Origin of the sequence: Pseudomonas helmanticensis (assembly GCF_900182985.1) — a bacterium.
GTDB lineage: Bacteria > Pseudomonadota > Gammaproteobacteria > Pseudomonadales > Pseudomonadaceae > Aquipseudomonas > Aquipseudomonas helmanticensis.
The window spans coordinates 3,813,705-3,830,331 of record NZ_FXUY01000001.1; the positions used below are offsets into that span (position 1 = coordinate 3,813,705).

Consider the following 16,627-nt stretch of genomic DNA (forward strand, 5'->3'; position numbering starts at 1 on the left):
CTAGTCGGATTTATCGACAATCACCCCGTTTTTGCTCCCTTTTGTCGCAGTCATGGCCCTTTGCTAGAAGCAAAAGCACCAAGCAGGAGCAGTACTTTCGTACCAGAAAATAATTCCTGACGAGCTGCCTATTATTCCGACAAAAAAAGGGTTGCACCCGGTTGCACCTCTTTCAGCGCACGGCTAATCTTGCCGCCAGCTGATGCCACGCAACTGTGGCAACCATGAGGATAAAAATATGGCTACCACCACCCTTGGGGTCAAACTCGATGACCCGACCCGCGAGCGCCTGAAGGCTGCCGCGACCTCGATTGATCGCACACCGCACTGGCTGATCAAGCAGGCAATTTTCAATTACCTGGAAAAACTCGAGGGTGGTGCAACCCTGACCGAGCTGAACGGTTTGACCGCCAAGGACGCCGATGAGGCAGGCGAAGTCCACACCGATCACGCCCACCAGTGCTTCCTCGAATTCGCCGAAAGCATCCTGCCGCAGTCCGTTCTGCGCGCCTCGATCACCGCCGCTTACCGTCGCCCGGAGCCGGAAGTCGTGCCGATGCTGATCGAGCAGGCTCGCCTGCCGGTAGCGATGGCCGAAGCCACTAACAAACTTGCTGCCTCCATCGCGGAAAAATTGCGTAACCAGAAAAGTGCCGGCGGTCGTGCAGGCATTGTTCAAGGTCTGCTGCAGGAATTTTCCCTGTCGTCCCAGGAAGGCGTGGCGCTGATGTGCCTGGCCGAAGCGCTGTTGCGTATCCCGGACAAGGGCACTCGCGATGCACTGATCCGCGACAAGATCAGCACCGGTAACTGGCATCCTCACTTGGGCAACAGCCCATCGCTGTTCGTCAACGCTGCCACTTGGGGCCTGCTGCTGACCGGCAAACTGGTCTCGACGCACAACGAAGCCGGCCTGACTTCGTCGCTGAGCCGCATCATCGGCAAGAGCGGCGAGCCGATGATCCGCAAGGGCGTCGACATGGCCATGCGCCTGATGGGCGAGCAGTTCGTCACCGGCGAAACCATCGCCGAAGCACTGGCCAACGCGAGCAAGTTCGAAGCTAAAGGCTTCCGTTATTCCTACGACATGCTCGGTGAAGCGGCGCTGACCGAACACGACGCGCAGAAATACCTGGCGTCGTACGAACAAGCCATTCACTCGATCGGCAAAGCCTCCCACGGTCGTGGGATTTATGAAGGCCCGGGCATTTCCATCAAGCTCTCGGCACTGCACCCGCGTTACAGCCGTGCACAGTACGAGCGCGTGATGGACGAGCTGTACCCGCGCCTGCTGTCGCTGACCCTGCTGGCCAAGCAATACGACATCGGCCTGAACATCGACGCCGAAGAAGCCGACCGTCTCGAACTGTCGCTGGATCTGCTGGAGCGCCTGTGCTTCGAGCCGCAACTGACTGGCTGGAACGGCATCGGTTTCGTCATCCAGGCTTACCAGAAGCGTTGCCCATACGTGATCGATTACGTGATCGACCTGGCTCGCCGCAGCCGCCATCGCCTGATGATCCGTCTGGTGAAAGGCGCGTACTGGGACAGCGAAATCAAGCGCGCCCAGGTCGAAGGCCTGGAAGGCTATCCGGTCTATACCCGCAAGGTGTACACCGACGTTTCCTACATCGCTTGCGCACGCAAACTGCTGTCGGTGCCGGAAGTCATCTACCCGCAGTTCGCCACGCACAACGCCCACACCCTGTCGGCCATTTACCACATTGCCGGTCAGAACTATTACCCGGGCCAGTACGAATTCCAGTGCCTGCACGGCATGGGCGAACCGCTTTACGAACAAGTTGTAGGCAAAGTTTCCGACGGCAAGCTGAACCGTCCGTGCCGCGTGTACGCACCGGTCGGTACTCACGAAACCCTGCTGGCGTATCTGGTTCGTCGCTTGCTGGAGAACGGTGCGAACACCTCGTTCGTCAACCGCATCGCCGACCAATCGATTTCGATTCAGGAATTGGTGGCCGATCCGGTAGCGCAGATCGAGCAGATGGCGACCGTGGAAGGTGGTTTCGGCTTGCCGCATCCGCGTATTCCGCTGCCGCGTGATCTGTACGGTGCCGAACGCGCCAACTCCAGCGGCATCGACATGGCTAACGAACATCGTCTGGCTTCGCTGTCCTGCGCCCTGCTCGCCACTGCCCACACCGACTGGAAAGCCGCGCCGATGCTCGGTTGCGCGTCCAGCACCGAAACTCCGGCGCCAGTGCTGAACCCGGCAGATCACCGTGATGTGGTTGGTCACGTTCAGGAAGCCACCGTCGAAGACGTCGACAACGCCATTCAATGCGCGCTGAACGCCGCGCCGATCTGGCAGGCCACTCCGCCGGCCGAACGCGCGGCGATTCTGGAACGTGCCGCTGATTTGATGGAAGGCGAGATCCAGCCGCTGATGGGCCTGTTGGCTCGTGAAGCCGGCAAGACTTTCGCCAACGCCATCGCCGAAGTCCGTGAAGCGGTCGACTTCCTGCGTTATTACGCGGTGCAGGCACGCAACGATTTCAGCAATGACGCCCACCGTCCATTGGGTCCAGTCGTATGCATCAGCCCGTGGAACTTCCCGCTGGCGATCTTCAGCGGTCAAGTCGCTGCGGCACTGGCTGCCGGTAACCCGGTATTGGCCAAACCTGCAGAGCAAACTCCGCTGGTTGCCGCTCAAGCCGTGCGCTTGCTGCTCGAAGCCGGCATCCCGGAAGGCGTGCTGCAACTGCTGCCGGGTCGCGGTGAAACCGTCGGCGCCGGTCTGGTTGGCGATGAGCGCGTCAAAGGCGTGATGTTCACCGGTTCCACCGAAGTCGCGCGTCTGCTGCAACGCAACATCGCTGGCCGTCTCGACAGCCAGGGCCGTCCGATTCCACTGATCGCCGAAACCGGTGGCCAGAACGCAATGATCGTCGACTCTTCGGCACTGACCGAGCAAGTCGTGATCGACGTGGTGTCGTCGGCTTTCGACAGCGCCGGTCAGCGTTGCTCGGCGCTGCGGGTACTGTGCTTGCAGGAAGATTCCGCTGATCGTGTCATCGAAATGCTCAAAGGTGCCATGGCGGAAAGCCGTCTCGGCAACCCGGAGCGCCTGTCCGTGGACATCGGCCCGGTGATCGACGCCGAAGCCAAGGCTGGCATCGACAAGCACATCCAGGTCATGCGCGACAAAGGTCGCAACGTCTACCAGGTGGCGATCGCCGACACCGAAGAAGTCAAACGCGGCACCTTCGTCATGCCGACCCTGATCGAACTGGAAAGCTTCGACGAGCTGCAACGCGAGATCTTCGGCCCGGTGCTGCACGTGGTGCGCTACAAGCGCAAAGAGATCGATCAACTGATCGGCCAGATCAACGCTTCCGGTTATGGCCTGACTTTGGGCGTGCACACCCGTATCGACGAGACCATCGCCAAGGTGATCGACAACGTCAACGCCGGTAACGTCTACGTCAACCGCAACATCGTCGGTGCCGTGGTCGGCGTGCAGCCATTCGGCGGCGAAGGCCTGTCGGGTACTGGCCCGAAAGCCGGTGGCCCGCTGTACCTGTATCGTTTGCTGGCGACCCGTCCTACCGATGCCATCGAACAATCCTTCGCTCGCGGTGATGCTGTCGTCGCCCCGGACGTTCGTTTGCGCGACGCCATGAGCAAACCGCTGAACGCCCTGAAAGCCTGGGCCGAAAGCAACAAGTACGCAGAACTGAGCACGCTGTGCGCGCAGTACGCTGCGCAATCGCAGAGCGGCATCACTCGCGTACTGGCCGGCCCGACCGGTGAGAAAAACAGCTACGCGATTCTGCCGCGCGAGCACGTGCTGTGCCTGGCGGAGGTTGAAGGTGATCTGCTGACGCAACTGGCAGCGGTGCTGGCGGTAGGCGGCTCGGCGGTATGGCCGGAGTCCGACATCAGCAAGGCATTGTTCGCACGCCTGCCGAAGGAGATTCAGGCGCGGATCAAGCTGGTAGCTGACTGGAATAAAGACGAAGTGGTGTTTGATGCGGTTCTGCATCACGGCCATTCCGACCAGTTGCGCGGCGTGTGCCAGCAGATTGCCAAGCGTGCCGGCGCGATCGTTGGGGTTCAGGGCTTGTCCCAGGGCGAGACCAACATTGCCTTGGAGCGCCTGGTGATTGAGCGGGCGTTGAGCGTTAACACCGCGGCGGCGGGTGGTAATGCCAGTCTGATGACTATCGGCTAAACCGCTGTAACTCCAGGCGCCCGCAACGGTCGCCTGGAATGCAATTCCCTGTAGGAGTGAGCCTGCTCGCGATAGCGGTCTGTCAGTTAAATAAATGTGTCTGATAGATCGCTATCGCGAGCAGGCTCACTCCTACAAAAGATCAAAAGATCGCAGCCTTCGGCAGCTCCTACAGAAGGCTGCGATCTTTTGCTTCTGTATCACGCCCATCAATCATCCTGTTCAGCCTTTATCAGCACGCCTAGACTCGGCCCAACCCCAATTTCAGGTAGGTCGCCATGTCCGAGACGCTGCTCAGTTCCCGCAATCTGGCTTTCGAGCTGTATGAAGTCCTCGATGCCGAGGGCCTGACCCGGCGTGAGCGCTTTGCCGAGCACAATCGCGAGACGTTCGACGCCGCCATCGGTACCGCACGCAACATCGCCGAGAAGTACTTCGCGCCGCACAACCGCAAGGGCGACGAGAACGAGCCGCGCTACGAGGACGGTAAGGCGATTCTGATCCCCGAGGTGAAACCGGCGGTAGATGCCTTCCTTGAAGCCGGATTCCTCAACGCCGCGAGAAGTTTCGACGCTGGCGGCATGCAACTTCCTACATTGCTGTCGCAAGCCTGCTTCGCACATTTCCAGTCAGCCAACGCGGCTTCGACTTCTTACCCGTTTCTGACCATGGGCGCGGCGAATCTTATTGAAAGCTTCGGCACCGATGAGCAGAAACAGCGTTTCCTGCAGCCAATGATCGATGGGCGCTTCTTCGGCACCATGGCCCTGACCGAACCCCACGCTGGTTCGTCGCTGTCGGATATTCGTACGCGCGCCGAGCCTGCGTCCGACGGCACTTATCGCCTGAAGGGCAACAAGATCTTCATTTCCGGCGGCGATCATCCGCTCTCGGAAAACATCGTGCACATGGTCCTGGCCAAGCTGCCAGATGCGCCTGCGGGCGTTAAAGGCATTTCGTTGTTCATCGTGCCGAAGTTTCTGGTCAACGATGACGGCAGCCTCGGCCAACGCAATGACGTGCTGCTGGCCGGGTTGTTCCACAAGATGGGCTGGCGCGGCACGACCTCTACCGCACTGAACTTCGGCGATAACGGTGAGTGCATCGGTTATCTGGTGGGCGAGCCGCATCGTGGTTTGAGCTACATGTTCCAGATGATGAACGAGGCGCGAATCGGCGTCGGCATGGGCGCGGTGATGCTCGGTTACGCCGGTTACCTGTACTCGCTGGAATACGCCCGCGAACGTCCGCAGGGTCGCGTGCCGGACAGCAAGGACCCGACCGCCGCGCCGGTGGCGATCATTCAACACGCCGATGTACGACGCATGCTGTTGACGCAGAAATCCTACGTCGAAGGTGCCTTTGACCTCGGTTTGTATGCCGCTCGCCTGTTCGATGACACCACCACGCTTGAGTCCGAAGCCGAGCGTAAACAGGCGCATGAACTGTTGGATTTGCTCACGCCAATCGTCAAATCCTGGCCATCGGAGTTCTGCCTCAAGGCCAACGAACTGGCGATCCAGATTCTCGGCGGCCACGGTTACACCCGTGAGTATCCGGTCGAGCAGTATTACCGCGACAACCGTCTGAACCCGATCCATGAAGGCACCCACGGCATCCAGTCGCTGGACTTGCTCGGGCGCAAACTGGCGCAGAACGGTGGTGCCGGGTTGAAGCAACTGATCCGTCTTATCGCCAACACTGCTGAACGCGCGACAGCCTATGAATCGCTAAGCGCACTGCGCGAGCCACTGGAGAAGCTGGTGGCGCGCCTGCAAACGGTGACCATCGGTTTGTTGACCGATCTGGCGCAGGGCAAGGTCAACAGCAGCCTGGCGAACTCGGCGCTGTACCTGAAGGTGTTCGGCCACACGGTGATTGGCTGGCGCTGGCTGGAGCAAGCGATTCGTGCCGAGGAAGGGTTGGCCAAGGGCAATGCGGCAGACGCTGACTTCTATAAGGGCAAGTTGCAGGCGGCGCGGTATTTCCTGACGTGGGAAGTGCCGGGTTGCCACCATGAACTGGCGTTGCTGGAGGCGCGGGATGATACGTGTCTGGCGATGCAGGATGCGTGGTTCTGACACCCTGCCCTCACCCCAGCCCTCTCCCGAAGGGAGAGGGGGCCGACCGAGGTGTCTGGCGCTATACATCGACCTGAAAAACCGCGTCGATTATGGATTCGGTACAGCATTTTCAGGTCGGCGTACTTCCTGAATGCTCCACGGTCAGTCCCCTCTCCCTCTGGGAGAGGGCTAGGGTGAGGGGCTTTTCTGATAGAACACTCAGCTCAGCTTGAACCCACCCATCTGCCGCGCCAGATCATCCGCCAGTTTCTGCAACATCTGGCAGTCTTCACGACAAGCCCGCACCTCACCCGCCGTAGCGCGGGCCAGATCGGAAATCCCCTGCACATTGCGGTTGATCTCTTCGGTCACCGCCGATTGCTCCTCGGTCGCCGTCGCCACCTGATGGTTCATGTCGCTGATGCGTTCGACCTGCCCGGTAATCGCCGTCAACGACGCCCCGGTGCGCTGGCTCGACTCAACCCCGGTGCCGGTCGCGGCCTGCCCCGTGCGCATCGACGACACGGCATTTTCCGCGCCTTGCTTGAGGCTGCCGATCATCTGCTGAATCTCGTCGGTCGACGCCTGCGTGCGGCGCGCCAAGGTGCGCACTTCATCGGCTACGACGGCAAAGCCGCGGCCCATGTCGCCGGCACGCGCGGCTTCGATCGCCGCATTGAGCGCCAGCAGATTGGTCTGTTCGGACACCCCGCGAATCACTGCCAGCACCGAGTCGATCGACGCTACCTGATGCGCCAGTTCACCCACCGCACCCGCCGCCAAACCAATCTCATCCGACATGCTTTCAATATGCCGAATCGAACCGCCGACCACTTCCCGCGCCTGCATCGCTTCATCGCGCGCGGTTTGCGAGGCGAGCGCCGCGTTGCCGGCGTTCTGCGCAATTTCCTGCACGGTCAAGCCCATCTCGTGAACGGCAGTCGCGACCATGTCAGTCATTTCCTGCTGACGGCCGGAGCGCTCTGCAGTGTTCTCGACAACTTTTGCCACCTGTCCCACGGCAGTGCGCAGGCGCTCGCTGGTGGTCAGCACTTCGCCGATCATCCCGCGCTGGCTGTCGAGGAAACGATTGAAGCCGCGAGCAAGGTCGCCCAACTCATCGGCGCGACTGGAATCTAACCGGTGGGTCAAATCTCCCCCACCGCTACCGATTGCTACCAGTGCGGCTGTTACTTGACGAATCGGTCGCACCAGACCTTGCGCCAGCCACACCACCAGGGCGAGGCACACCAGCGCCACCGCCAGGCCGATGCCGCCGCTCATCCACATGGCTTTGCGCGCCTCGGCGTAGATTTGCGACTGCGGCACTTCGGCCACCAGGGTCCAGCCTAAATCGCGCAAAGGCAGACTGAAGGCGAGGAAGTCTTCGCCGTCTCGCTGGAAGTTGCTGCTGACGGCAGTTTTTTGACCGAGGACTGCCTGCGCAGCATTGCTGCCGATCTGCTCGCTTAAGGTGCGCTTGCCACTGAACTGCGCCTCCGGATGCACCTGGATCAAACCGTCGGAACGCACGAGATAGACCTTGCCGCGCTCACCAAAGCTGAAGTTGTGGATCAGCTCCGAGAGCTCTTTCATGCTCAGCCCAAGCCCCGCGACGCCGACCACTTTGCCGGCCTGCTCGACCTTCAAATCGATGAACAGCGCCAATTCTCCGGTGGCTCCGTCGTTGTCGATGTTCAGGGTGCGCGGCTGATTGCTGTCGAGAAAGGAATAGAACCAGGCATCGGCCGGTTTGGCCCGGCTGAGGGTGCGATCGAGGCCTTTTTCGGTGATGTAATGATTGGACTCGGTGCCGATGATCAAAGCGGTAAAAGCCTTGTGTTCGGCGCGGATGCCTTCCAGATACTGCGCGAAGCCGGCTGTTTTGCTGCTGTCTTCACCGGAGGCCAGCCAGTCGCGGACCATGGTGTTGCTGGCAATGTCTTTGGCCGCCGTCAGCGGCTGCACGAGGATGCGTTCGATATCGTTGCGCGTCGCTTCGATGCTCGACGGCAGTGCTTGTTCCACCAGATAGCTCTGGGCAAGGCGGTTGACCACAAGGGTATAAATGCCAACCACGATCAGGATACTGACCAGCAGGGCGGTGCCCATGCTGAGAATCAGCTGCCATTGAATACTGCGTCGCCACAACTGCATGGAGCACCCCCAAAGAATAAGTGGCGGAAGCAATGCAACAGCCGTGCCGATTGTATACAACCCGATCGACAATCTATTCTTTGGTTGTGCGCAACCCCATCACCCCTGATTGATGGTCTTGGCGATGGTGTCGACCGTGGCGCTGACTTGCTCTTGGTAACGGTCGAGTTCTTCTTTGTGCTGTTTCTTCATTTCGATCTGCTGCGAGCACAGATTCATCGCTGCCAGCACCAGCAAGCGGTCACCGATCAGCGTCGGGTATTTGCGTTTGGTGTCGGCCAAAGCGGCCTTGAGCATGAGTGCCGCGTCCAGCAGGGTCTGTTCTTCCCCGGCCGGTGCCTTGATCGAATAGTCCTCCCCGAGAATGGAGACGACTTTTACCCCTGCTGTGCCGTGGTTCATGCGCTGACAGGACCTGCGTTGACGCGATCAACCAGAGCTTGAATACGTGCGGCGGTAGCGCCGTGCTTTTCTTCCTGTTCCATCAGGCTCAGTTGCAGGCTTTCGTTCTCATCCTTGGCCTGGGCCAGTTCCGTGGACAGATTCTGGTTGGTTTGCGCGAGGCTCTGGTTCTGTTGCACCAGGTCGCTGACGAGCTGTTCCAATTGGCTGAGGGATGCTTCCAACATTTTGATCTTCCAGGCATTTTCAAAGGGCGCGTACGATAAAGAAAAGTCACCACGGATGCCAGGGTTAAACCGGCGCAAAGCCTTGATTTTCCTGGCGGGAGACCATTCTTGCGAGTTTTAAAGACTGTGATCTGCCGATCTGGTTCCTGCACTTCGTCGCCCCAGCCCTTCTGCGACAAATACGCACACTGCCTCAAGACTTTAGTCGTATGACCGATAAGTCATCCATACAGCAGTCTCAGCCCGCATGGATGCGGCCCTCTCTTGGTATCCGCCCATGTCCCTCCGCAATATGAATATCGCCCCACGGGCGTTTACCGGCTTCGCTTTGATCGGCGGCCTGATGCTGATTCTCGGCGTGTTCGCCCTGAACCAGATGAGCAAAATCCGTGGCGCCGCCGAGGACATCTCCTCAAGCAGCGTGCCGAGCATCAAAAACCTCGACGAGTTCACCCAACTGACCCTGCGCCTGCGCGTGTTGTCGTACCGTTTGCTGGTCAATCGCGAACCGGACGTGCAGCAGAAAACCGTTGAGTTGCTGGACATGCGCAACCAGCAGATCCGCGCCGCTCAGACGGCTTACGAGCCGCTGATCGGCAGCTCCGAGGAACGTGCGGCCTACGACCAGTACGTGCAGTTGCTCGGTCAGTACCGCCAGATCGAAGACCGCATGAAGAGCCTGTCGCGCAACAATCAGGTGGATGAACTGCGCAACCTGCTCAACACCGAACTGCTCAACAACTCCGAAGCGATGAACACCGTGCTCAACCGCCTGATGCAAATCAACGGCGAGCAGATCAGCGAAACCAACCAGCAAGCGGCAGATCAGTATTCTTCCGCGTTCGATCTGGTGGTGACCCTGTTGGTGATCGCCACTGGCTTGACCTTGTTGTTCGCGTGGTTGCTGACCACCAGCATCACCAAGCCGATCGCCAAGGCCTTGGATGCTGCGGAAACCATTGCCGAGGGCAATCTGACTCAGCCGATCCATGTTGACGGCACCGACGAAGCCGGGCGCTTGCTGGCGGCGATGGCGAAGATGCAATCGAAGCTGCGTGACACCTTGCAGCGGATTTCCGGTTCGGCCACGCAACTGGCGTCGGCAGCGGAAGAGCTGAACAGCGTCACCGACGAAAGTGCTCGCGGCCTGACTCAGCAGAACAACGAAATCGAACAGGCGGCGACTGCGGTCAACGAAATGACCAGCGCCGTGGAAGAAGTCGCGCGCAACGCAGTGAGCACTTCGGAAGCCTCGAAGAACGCCACCACGTCTGCCGGCGACGGTCGTGATCTGGTCCAGGAAACTGTCAGCGCCATCGAACGCATGAGCGCCGATGTGCAGAGCACCGCGAGCCTGATCGGTGATCTGGCCAACGAATCCCGTGATATTGGCAAAGTGCTGGACGTGATTCGTGGTCTCGCGGATCAAACCAATCTGCTAGCGCTGAACGCGGCCATTGAAGCGGCGCGTGCCGGTGAAGCTGGCCGTGGTTTTGCGGTTGTAGCGGACGAAGTGCGCGCCCTGGCGCATCGCACCCAGCAATCGACCAGCGAAATCGAACGGATGATCGGCAGCATTCAAAGCGGTACCGAACACGCCGTGGATTCGATGCGCAACAGCACCGAGCGCGCCGAGTCGACGCTGAACATCGCGCGTGGCGCCGGCATGTCGCTGGACACCATCAACACCGCCATCGTCGAGATCAATGAGCGCAACCTGGTGATCGCCAGCGCAGCGGAAGAGCAGGCGCAAGTGGCGCGTGAAGTGGATCGCAATCTGGTCAACATTCGTGATCTGTCGGTGCAATCGGCGACCGGCGCGAACCAGACCAGCGCGGCGAGCAACGAGCTGTCGCGCCTGGCCCTGGACCTGAACAACATGGTTGGGCGGTTCAGCCTTTAATTGAGTAGATCAAGATCCAAAGCACCCTCACCCCAGCCCTCTCCCAGAGGGAGAGGGGGAAAGGGAGCAGATCTTCGTGCTTTTCAAAACCTGAGTTCGACTCCGGACTTTCAGGTCGGCGTACCTCGCACAAACACCTCGATCAGTGCCCTATCCCCCCTGTATGTACCGGAGACATGGTGGACGGGTGTTCGGAGACATGGTGGACACTTTTTAATAGACACATTGCTCATCACCTCGATCAGTGCCCTCTCCCCCCAGGCGAGGGGAAAGGGAGCAGATCTTCGTGTTTTTCAAAACCTGAGTTCGACTCAGGATTTTCAGGTCGATGTACCTTGCACAAACAACTTGATCAGTTCCCTCTCCCTCCGGGAGAGGGCTAGGGTGAGGGCAGCAATCGCCCGCCGAACATAAAACCTGATGCCACACTGAAAAACCTTTTTGACAGCATCACATTTCAACAGGTTAGAATCGCTGGCACGCAGACTGCATGGTCAGTTTGTGCCCGTCTTTACGCTTCTGGAGTACTGCCTTTGAATGCGACGACCATCAACAGCCTGTTCTTGATCGGCGCGTTGCTGGTAGGTGCGAGCATTCTTGTCAGTTCCCTGTCTTCGCGTCTCGGCATTCCGATTCTGGTGATTATTCTTGCGGTCGGCATGGCTGCCGGGGTCGATGGCGGCGGGATCATTTTTGATAATTACCCGACGGCCTATCTGGTCGGCAACCTCGCACTGGCGGTGATCCTCCTCGATGGCGGTTTGCGCACGCGGGTCTCCAGTTTCCGCGTGGCGTTATGGCCAGCGCTGTCGCTGGCCACGGTCGGGGTGTTGATCACCACAGGGCTGACCGGCATGGCGGCCGCGTGGCTGTTTGACCTCAACCTGATTCAGGGCCTGCTGATCGGCGCCATCGTTGGCTCTACCGACGCCGCGGCGGTGTTCTCGTTGCTGGGTGGCAAAGGCCTGAACGAACGAGTCACTGCCAGCCTGGAAATCGAATCCGGCAGTAACGATCCGATGGCGGTGTTTCTCACCGTCACCCTGATCGACATGCTCGCCAGCGGCCAGACCGGTCTGCACTGGAGCCTGCTGACGCATCTGCTGCGCGAGTTCGGCATCGGCGGCGTGATCGGCCTCGGCGGCGGCTGGCTGATGCTGCAACTGGTCAACCGGATCAACCTCGCCGCCGGCCTCTATCCGATATTGGTGATCGCTGGCGGTCTGGTGGTGTTTGCCTTGACCAACGCCCTGCACGGCAGCGGCTTCCTCGCGGTGTACCTGTGTGGCCTGGTGATCGGCAACCGTCCGGTACGCAGCCGCCACGGTATTCTGCACATGCTCGACGGCATGGCGTGGCTGGCGCAGATCGGCATGTTCCTCGTGCTCGGCCTGCTGGTCACTCCGCATGACTTGCTGCCGATCGCCCTGCCCGCCCTCGGTCTGGCGCTGTGGATGATTCTGTTTGCGCGGCCGCTGTCGGTGATCGTCGGCCTCCTGCCGTTCAAGGCCTTCCATGGCCGCGAAAAAGCCTTTATTTCCTGGGTCGGCCTGCGCGGCGCGGTACCGATCATTCTGGCGGTGTTCCCGCTGATGGCCGGGCTGCCGAATGCGCAGCTGTACTTCAACCTCGCCTTCTTCATCGTGCTGGTGTCGCTGCTGGTGCAGGGCACGAGCCTGCCGTGGGTGGCCAAACTGCTCAAGGTCACGGTACCGCCGGAGCCTGCACCAATCTCGCGATCGGCGCTGGAAGTGCACATCACCAGCGAGTGGGAACTGTTCGTTTACAAGCTCGGTGCGGAGAAATGGTGCATCGGCTCGCCCTTGCGTGAACTGAAAATGCCCGAAGGCACACGTATCGCTGCGCTGTTTCGTGGCCAGCAACTGCTCCATCCGTCGGGTAGTACGGTGCTGGAAGTCGATGATTTGCTGTGCGTTATCGGCCATGAACACAACCTGCCGGCGCTCGGCAAACTGTTCAGCCAGGCACCGCAACGCGGCCTCGATCTGCGCTTCTTCGGCGACTTCGTGCTGGAAGGAGACGCCCAGCTTAAAGCGGTCGCAGCGCTGTACGGGTTGCCGGCAGAAGGCATCGATCCTGACACGACCCTGGGCGCCTTCATTGCCCATAAAGTCGGTGGTGCACCGATCGTTGGTGACCAGGTGGAGTGGAACAACACCCACTGGACAGTCGCGGTCATGGACGGGAACAAGATCGGCAAAGTCGGCGTCAGATTCCCCGAAGGAAGTCGCCCGGGTCCCGGGCTCTTCCTCTAAACTGCGTCCACTCTCACTTGCTTGACCGGTCTCTATGCCTACCCTGCGCTCCTTTTTCGCCGCGGCCCTGCTGGGCCTGAGTCTTACTGTCGGCCCGCTGTACGCCGCCGAACCACCGTCCAGCGAAGCCGTGCAGGCGAGCCTCGACAAGCTCGCCGACAGCAAACTGCCGGATGCCGACAAAAAGACCCTGCAAACCGTCCTGCAGAACACCCTTAATCAGCTGAACAATCAGCGTGATTACGAACAGAAGCTGATCGATCTCAAACAGCAACTGGCGACGGCGCCCAAGCAGACCATCGAAAATGCCCGCGAACTGACGCGCCTCAAGGCCACCAGCGTGGTGCCGGTGGCGCAGCGTTTCCCCCGCGAATCGATTCCACAGCTGGAGCAGATCCTCACCGAGCGCTCGACCCAGCAGAGTGACCTGCAAAAAGCCCTGGCCGACGCCAACAGCCTGATCATCACCGCACAGACCCGCCCGGAGCGCGCCCAGGCGGAAATCTCTGCCAGCCAGACCCGAATTCAGCAGATCACCAACATCCTCAAGTCCGGCAAGGACGCGGGCAAAACGGTCAGCGCCGAGCAACGTGACCAGTTGAACGCCGAACTCGCCGCGCTGAATGCGCTGATCCCGCTGCGCCGTCAGGAACTGGCCGGCAACAGCCAGTTGCAGGATCTGGGCAACGCCCAGCATGACCTGCTCTCGGAGAAATCCGACCGCCTCGACCGCGAGATCCAGGAACTGCAAACCCTGATCAACCAGAAGCGTCTGGCGCAGTCTCAGGAAACCGTCACCCAGCAGTCGATCGAAGCACAAAAGTCCGGCGGCAGCAGCCTGCTCGCCAGCGAAAGCACGGCCAACCTCAAGCTCTCGGACTATCTGCTGAAAAGCACCGACCGCCTCAACGAGGTGACCCAGCAGAACCTGCAGACCAAACAGCAACTCGACAGCCTGACCCAAAGCGACTCGGCACTCGACGAGCAGATCAACGTGCTCAAAGGCAGCCTGCTGCTGTCGAAGATTCTCTATAAGCAGAAACAGGCGCTGCCGCGCTTGAAGGTCGACCGCGACCTCGCCGATCAGATCGCCGACATTCGCCTGTATCAGTTCGAAGTCAGCCAGCAACGTGAGCTGCTCAGCAACCCCTCGACCTACGTCGACAATCTGCTGGCGACGCAACCGCCGGAACAGGTCACCCCGCAACTGCGCAAAAGCCTGCTTGATCTGGCCAACACCCGCGCCGACCTGCTCGAACGCTTGAACCGCGAACTGAGCGCGGTGCTCAACGAATCGATCACCCTGCAACTCAATCAGAAACAACTGCTGAGCACCGCGCAAAGCCTGCGCGCGACCCTCGATGAGCAAATGTTCTGGATTCCCAGCAACAAGCCGCTGGACATCGAGTGGATGCGCAGTGTGCCGGAGCGCCTCAAGCGCCAGATCGATACGCTGCCTTGGGCGTCCAGCCTGAGTGAGCTGACCGACGGTCTGATCCAGCGCCCCTTGCTGTTCCTGCCGCTGGCCCTGCTGATCGGCGCCCTGCTGTGGCGACGCAAAGCCCTGTACGGCAGACTCAACAAGGTTCACCAGGACATCGGCCACTTCAAACGCGACAGCCAGTGGCACACGCCGCAAGCGATCCTGATCAATATCCTGCTGGCAATGCCGGTGGCGCTCGGCCTGGCGCTGTGCGGCCTGGCGTTGCAGATCGACGCTCGCGGGCAGAACGCCAACATGGGCGCAGCCCTGTTGCAGATGGGCCAGGCGTGGCTGGTGTTCTACACCGCGTATCGAATTCTGGCGCCGGGCGGCGTGGCGGAACTGCACTTCCGCTGGGAAAAACCGCAGGTCGAATTCCTGCAAGGCTGGATCCGTCGGCTCGGTCTGGTGGTGATGGCGCTGGTGACCATTGTCGCCGTCGCCGAACTGCAACCGGCGGCGCTGGCCGACGACGTACTCGGGATGCCCGTGGTACTGACCTGCTACGCATTGATGGCATGGCTGCTCAGCCGTCTGTTGATCAGCAGCCCGGCCCACGAAAACACCTCGCTGTTCCGCAAGGCCGTTGGCGTGATGTTCACCCTGCTGCCGATCGCGCTGTTTGTCGCGGTGTGCTTCGGCTACTACTACACCGCGCTGAAGCTCAGTGATCGCTTGATCAACACCCTGTACCTGCTGATGTTCTGGCTGGTGATCGAGGCCACCTTCGTCCGTGGCCTCAGCGTTGCCGCGCGGCGTCTGGCCTACCAGCGTGCGCTGGCCAAACGTCAGGCGGCGAAAGAGGCCGGCGACGGCGAGGCGGTGATCGAAGAGCCAACGCTGGACATCGAAAAGGTCAACGAACAGTCTCTGCGCCTGATTCGCCTGGCCCTGCTCGGTGGCTTCATCGCGGCGCTGTACTGGGTCTGGTCGGACCTGATCTCGGTGTTCTCGTACCTCGACAACATCACCCTCTACGAATACACCAGCGGCACCGGCGCCAACATGAGCATGGTGCCGATCAGCATCGGCGACATGCTCGGCGCGCTGATCATCATCGGCATCACCTTCGCCCTCGCACGCAACTTGCCGGGCCTGCTCGAAGTGTTCGTGCTGTCCAAGCTCAATCTGGCGCAGGGCAGTGCCTACGCAACCACCACGCTGCTGTCGTACGTGATTGCCGGCGTCGGTTTCGTCTCGACCCTGTCGACCCTCGGCGTCAGCTGGGACAAGTTGCAATGGCTGGTGGCGGCGCTGTCGGTCGGCCTCGGCTTCGGCATGCAGGAGATCTTCGCCAACTTCATCTCCGGCATCATGATTCTGTTCGAGCGCCCGGTGCGGATCGGCGACACCATCACCATCGGCAACCTCTCGGGCACGGTGAGCAAGATCCGCATCCGCGCCACGACCATCACCGACTTCGACCGCAAGGACATCATTGTTCCGAACAAGACGTTCATCACCGGGCAACTGATCAACTGGTCGCTGACCGACACCATCACCCGTGTGACGCTGAAGCTCGGCGTCGATTACGGTTCCGATCTCGATCTGGTCAGAGAATTGCTGCTCAAGGCTGCCCGCGAAAACCCACGGGTACTAAAAGAACCCGAGCCGCACGTGTACTTCCTCAACTTCGGCGAAAGCACCCTCGACCACGAGTTGCGCATGCACGTGCGCGACCTCGGTGACCGTAACCCGGTGCTCGATGAGGTCAACCGCTTCATCAACCGCGAGTTCAAGAAGCAGCACATCAACATCTCGTTCCGCCAGATGGAGGTTTACCTGAAGAACCTGCACGGCCAGGAATACAAGTTGGTGCCGGTCGAGGCCGATGCGAAAACCATCGTGCCGGTCGCCGACGATCAGAAACCGCTGCAAGAGCCGCCGCCGGCCAAACTCGACTAACCGGTCTGATCCCAGCAGA

General features: G+C 60.3%; 7 protein-coding genes and 2 pseudogenes. 6 read left to right on the forward strand and 3 right to left on the reverse strand.

Going from position 1 to position 16,627, the window contains the following annotated elements; all coding sequences use genetic code 11:
• Positions 1-238 precede the first annotated feature (238 nt).
• On the forward strand, positions 239-4,192 hold the full coding sequence (putA, locus tag QOL84_RS17045; RefSeq protein ID WP_283437952.1) for a trifunctional transcriptional regulator/proline dehydrogenase/L-glutamate gamma-semialdehyde dehydrogenase: 3,954 nt from the start codon (positions 239-241) through the stop codon (positions 4,190-4,192).
• Between the two features lie 278 nt (positions 4,193-4,470).
• A complete protein-coding gene (locus tag QOL84_RS17050; RefSeq protein ID WP_283437953.1) occupies positions 4,471-6,273 on the forward strand; it encodes an acyl-CoA dehydrogenase in 1,803 nt (600 codons plus the stop codon).
• 201 nt (positions 6,274-6,474) lie between these two features.
• On the opposite strand, the gene QOL84_RS17055 is transcribed toward QOL84_RS17050, so the two are convergent.
• The 3 genes from QOL84_RS17055 to QOL84_RS17065 form a co-directional block, all read right to left on the reverse strand.
• The gene (locus tag QOL84_RS17055) at positions 6,475-8,412 is read right to left on the reverse strand and encodes a methyl-accepting chemotaxis protein (RefSeq protein ID WP_129388097.1); all 1,938 of its coding nucleotides are present in this window, start codon (positions 8,410-8,412) and stop codon (positions 6,475-6,477) included.
• Positions 8,413-8,511: 99 nt separating this feature from the next.
• Positions 8,512-8,814: a cell division protein ZapA gene (locus tag QOL84_RS17060; RefSeq protein WP_129388094.1), complete on the reverse strand. Its 303-nt coding sequence runs from the start codon at positions 8,812-8,814 to the stop codon at positions 8,512-8,514.
• On the reverse strand, positions 8,811-9,041 hold the full coding sequence (locus QOL84_RS17065; RefSeq protein WP_283437954.1) for a hypothetical protein: 231 nt from the start codon (positions 9,039-9,041) through the stop codon (positions 8,811-8,813). The genes QOL84_RS17060 and QOL84_RS17065 overlap by 4 nt, the downstream gene beginning before the upstream one ends.
• Before the next feature lie 343 nt (positions 9,042-9,384).
• On the opposite strand from QOL84_RS17065, the pseudogene QOL84_RS29545 reads away from it, so the two are divergent.
• The 4 genes and pseudogenes from QOL84_RS29545 to mscK all read left to right on the forward strand — a co-directional run.
• Positions 9,385-10,041: pseudogene (locus QOL84_RS29545) on the forward strand (MCP four helix bundle domain-containing protein); the annotation flags it as partial.
• A 303-nt stretch (positions 10,042-10,344) separates the two neighbouring features.
• Positions 10,345-10,944: pseudogene (locus tag QOL84_RS29550) on the forward strand (methyl-accepting chemotaxis protein); the annotation flags it as partial.
• 533 nt (positions 10,945-11,477) lie between these two features.
• Positions 11,478-13,220 carry a potassium/proton antiporter gene (locus tag QOL84_RS17075; RefSeq protein ID WP_283437956.1) on the forward strand — a complete coding sequence of 581 codons (1,743 nt, stop codon included), beginning with the start codon at positions 11,478-11,480 and terminating at the stop codon, positions 13,218-13,220.
• A gap of 34 nt (positions 13,221-13,254) precedes the next feature.
• Entirely contained in the window at positions 13,255-16,608 is a 3,354-nt protein-coding gene (mscK, locus tag QOL84_RS17080; RefSeq protein ID WP_283437957.1) for a mechanosensitive channel MscK, read from the forward strand.
• Positions 16,609-16,627 lie beyond the last annotated feature (19 nt).

Coding starts and splice junctions, on each gene's coding strand:
- mscK (WP_283437957.1), top strand. CDS start 13,255: ATGCCTACCCTGCGCTCCTTTTTCGCCGCGGCCCTGCTGGGCCTGAGT.
- QOL84_RS17060 (WP_129388094.1), bottom strand. CDS start 8,814: ATGAACCACGGCACAGCAGGGGTAAAAGTCGTCTCCATTCTCGGGGAG.
- putA (WP_283437952.1), top strand. CDS start 239: ATGGCTACCACCACCCTTGGGGTCAAACTCGATGACCCGACCCGCGAG.
- QOL84_RS17050 (WP_283437953.1), top strand. CDS start 4,471: ATGTCCGAGACGCTGCTCAGTTCCCGCAATCTGGCTTTCGAGCTGTAT.
- QOL84_RS17065 (WP_283437954.1), bottom strand. CDS start 9,041: ATGTTGGAAGCATCCCTCAGCCAATTGGAACAGCTCGTCAGCGACCTG.
- QOL84_RS17055 (WP_129388097.1), bottom strand. CDS start 8,412: ATGCAGTTGTGGCGACGCAGTATTCAATGGCAGCTGATTCTCAGCATG.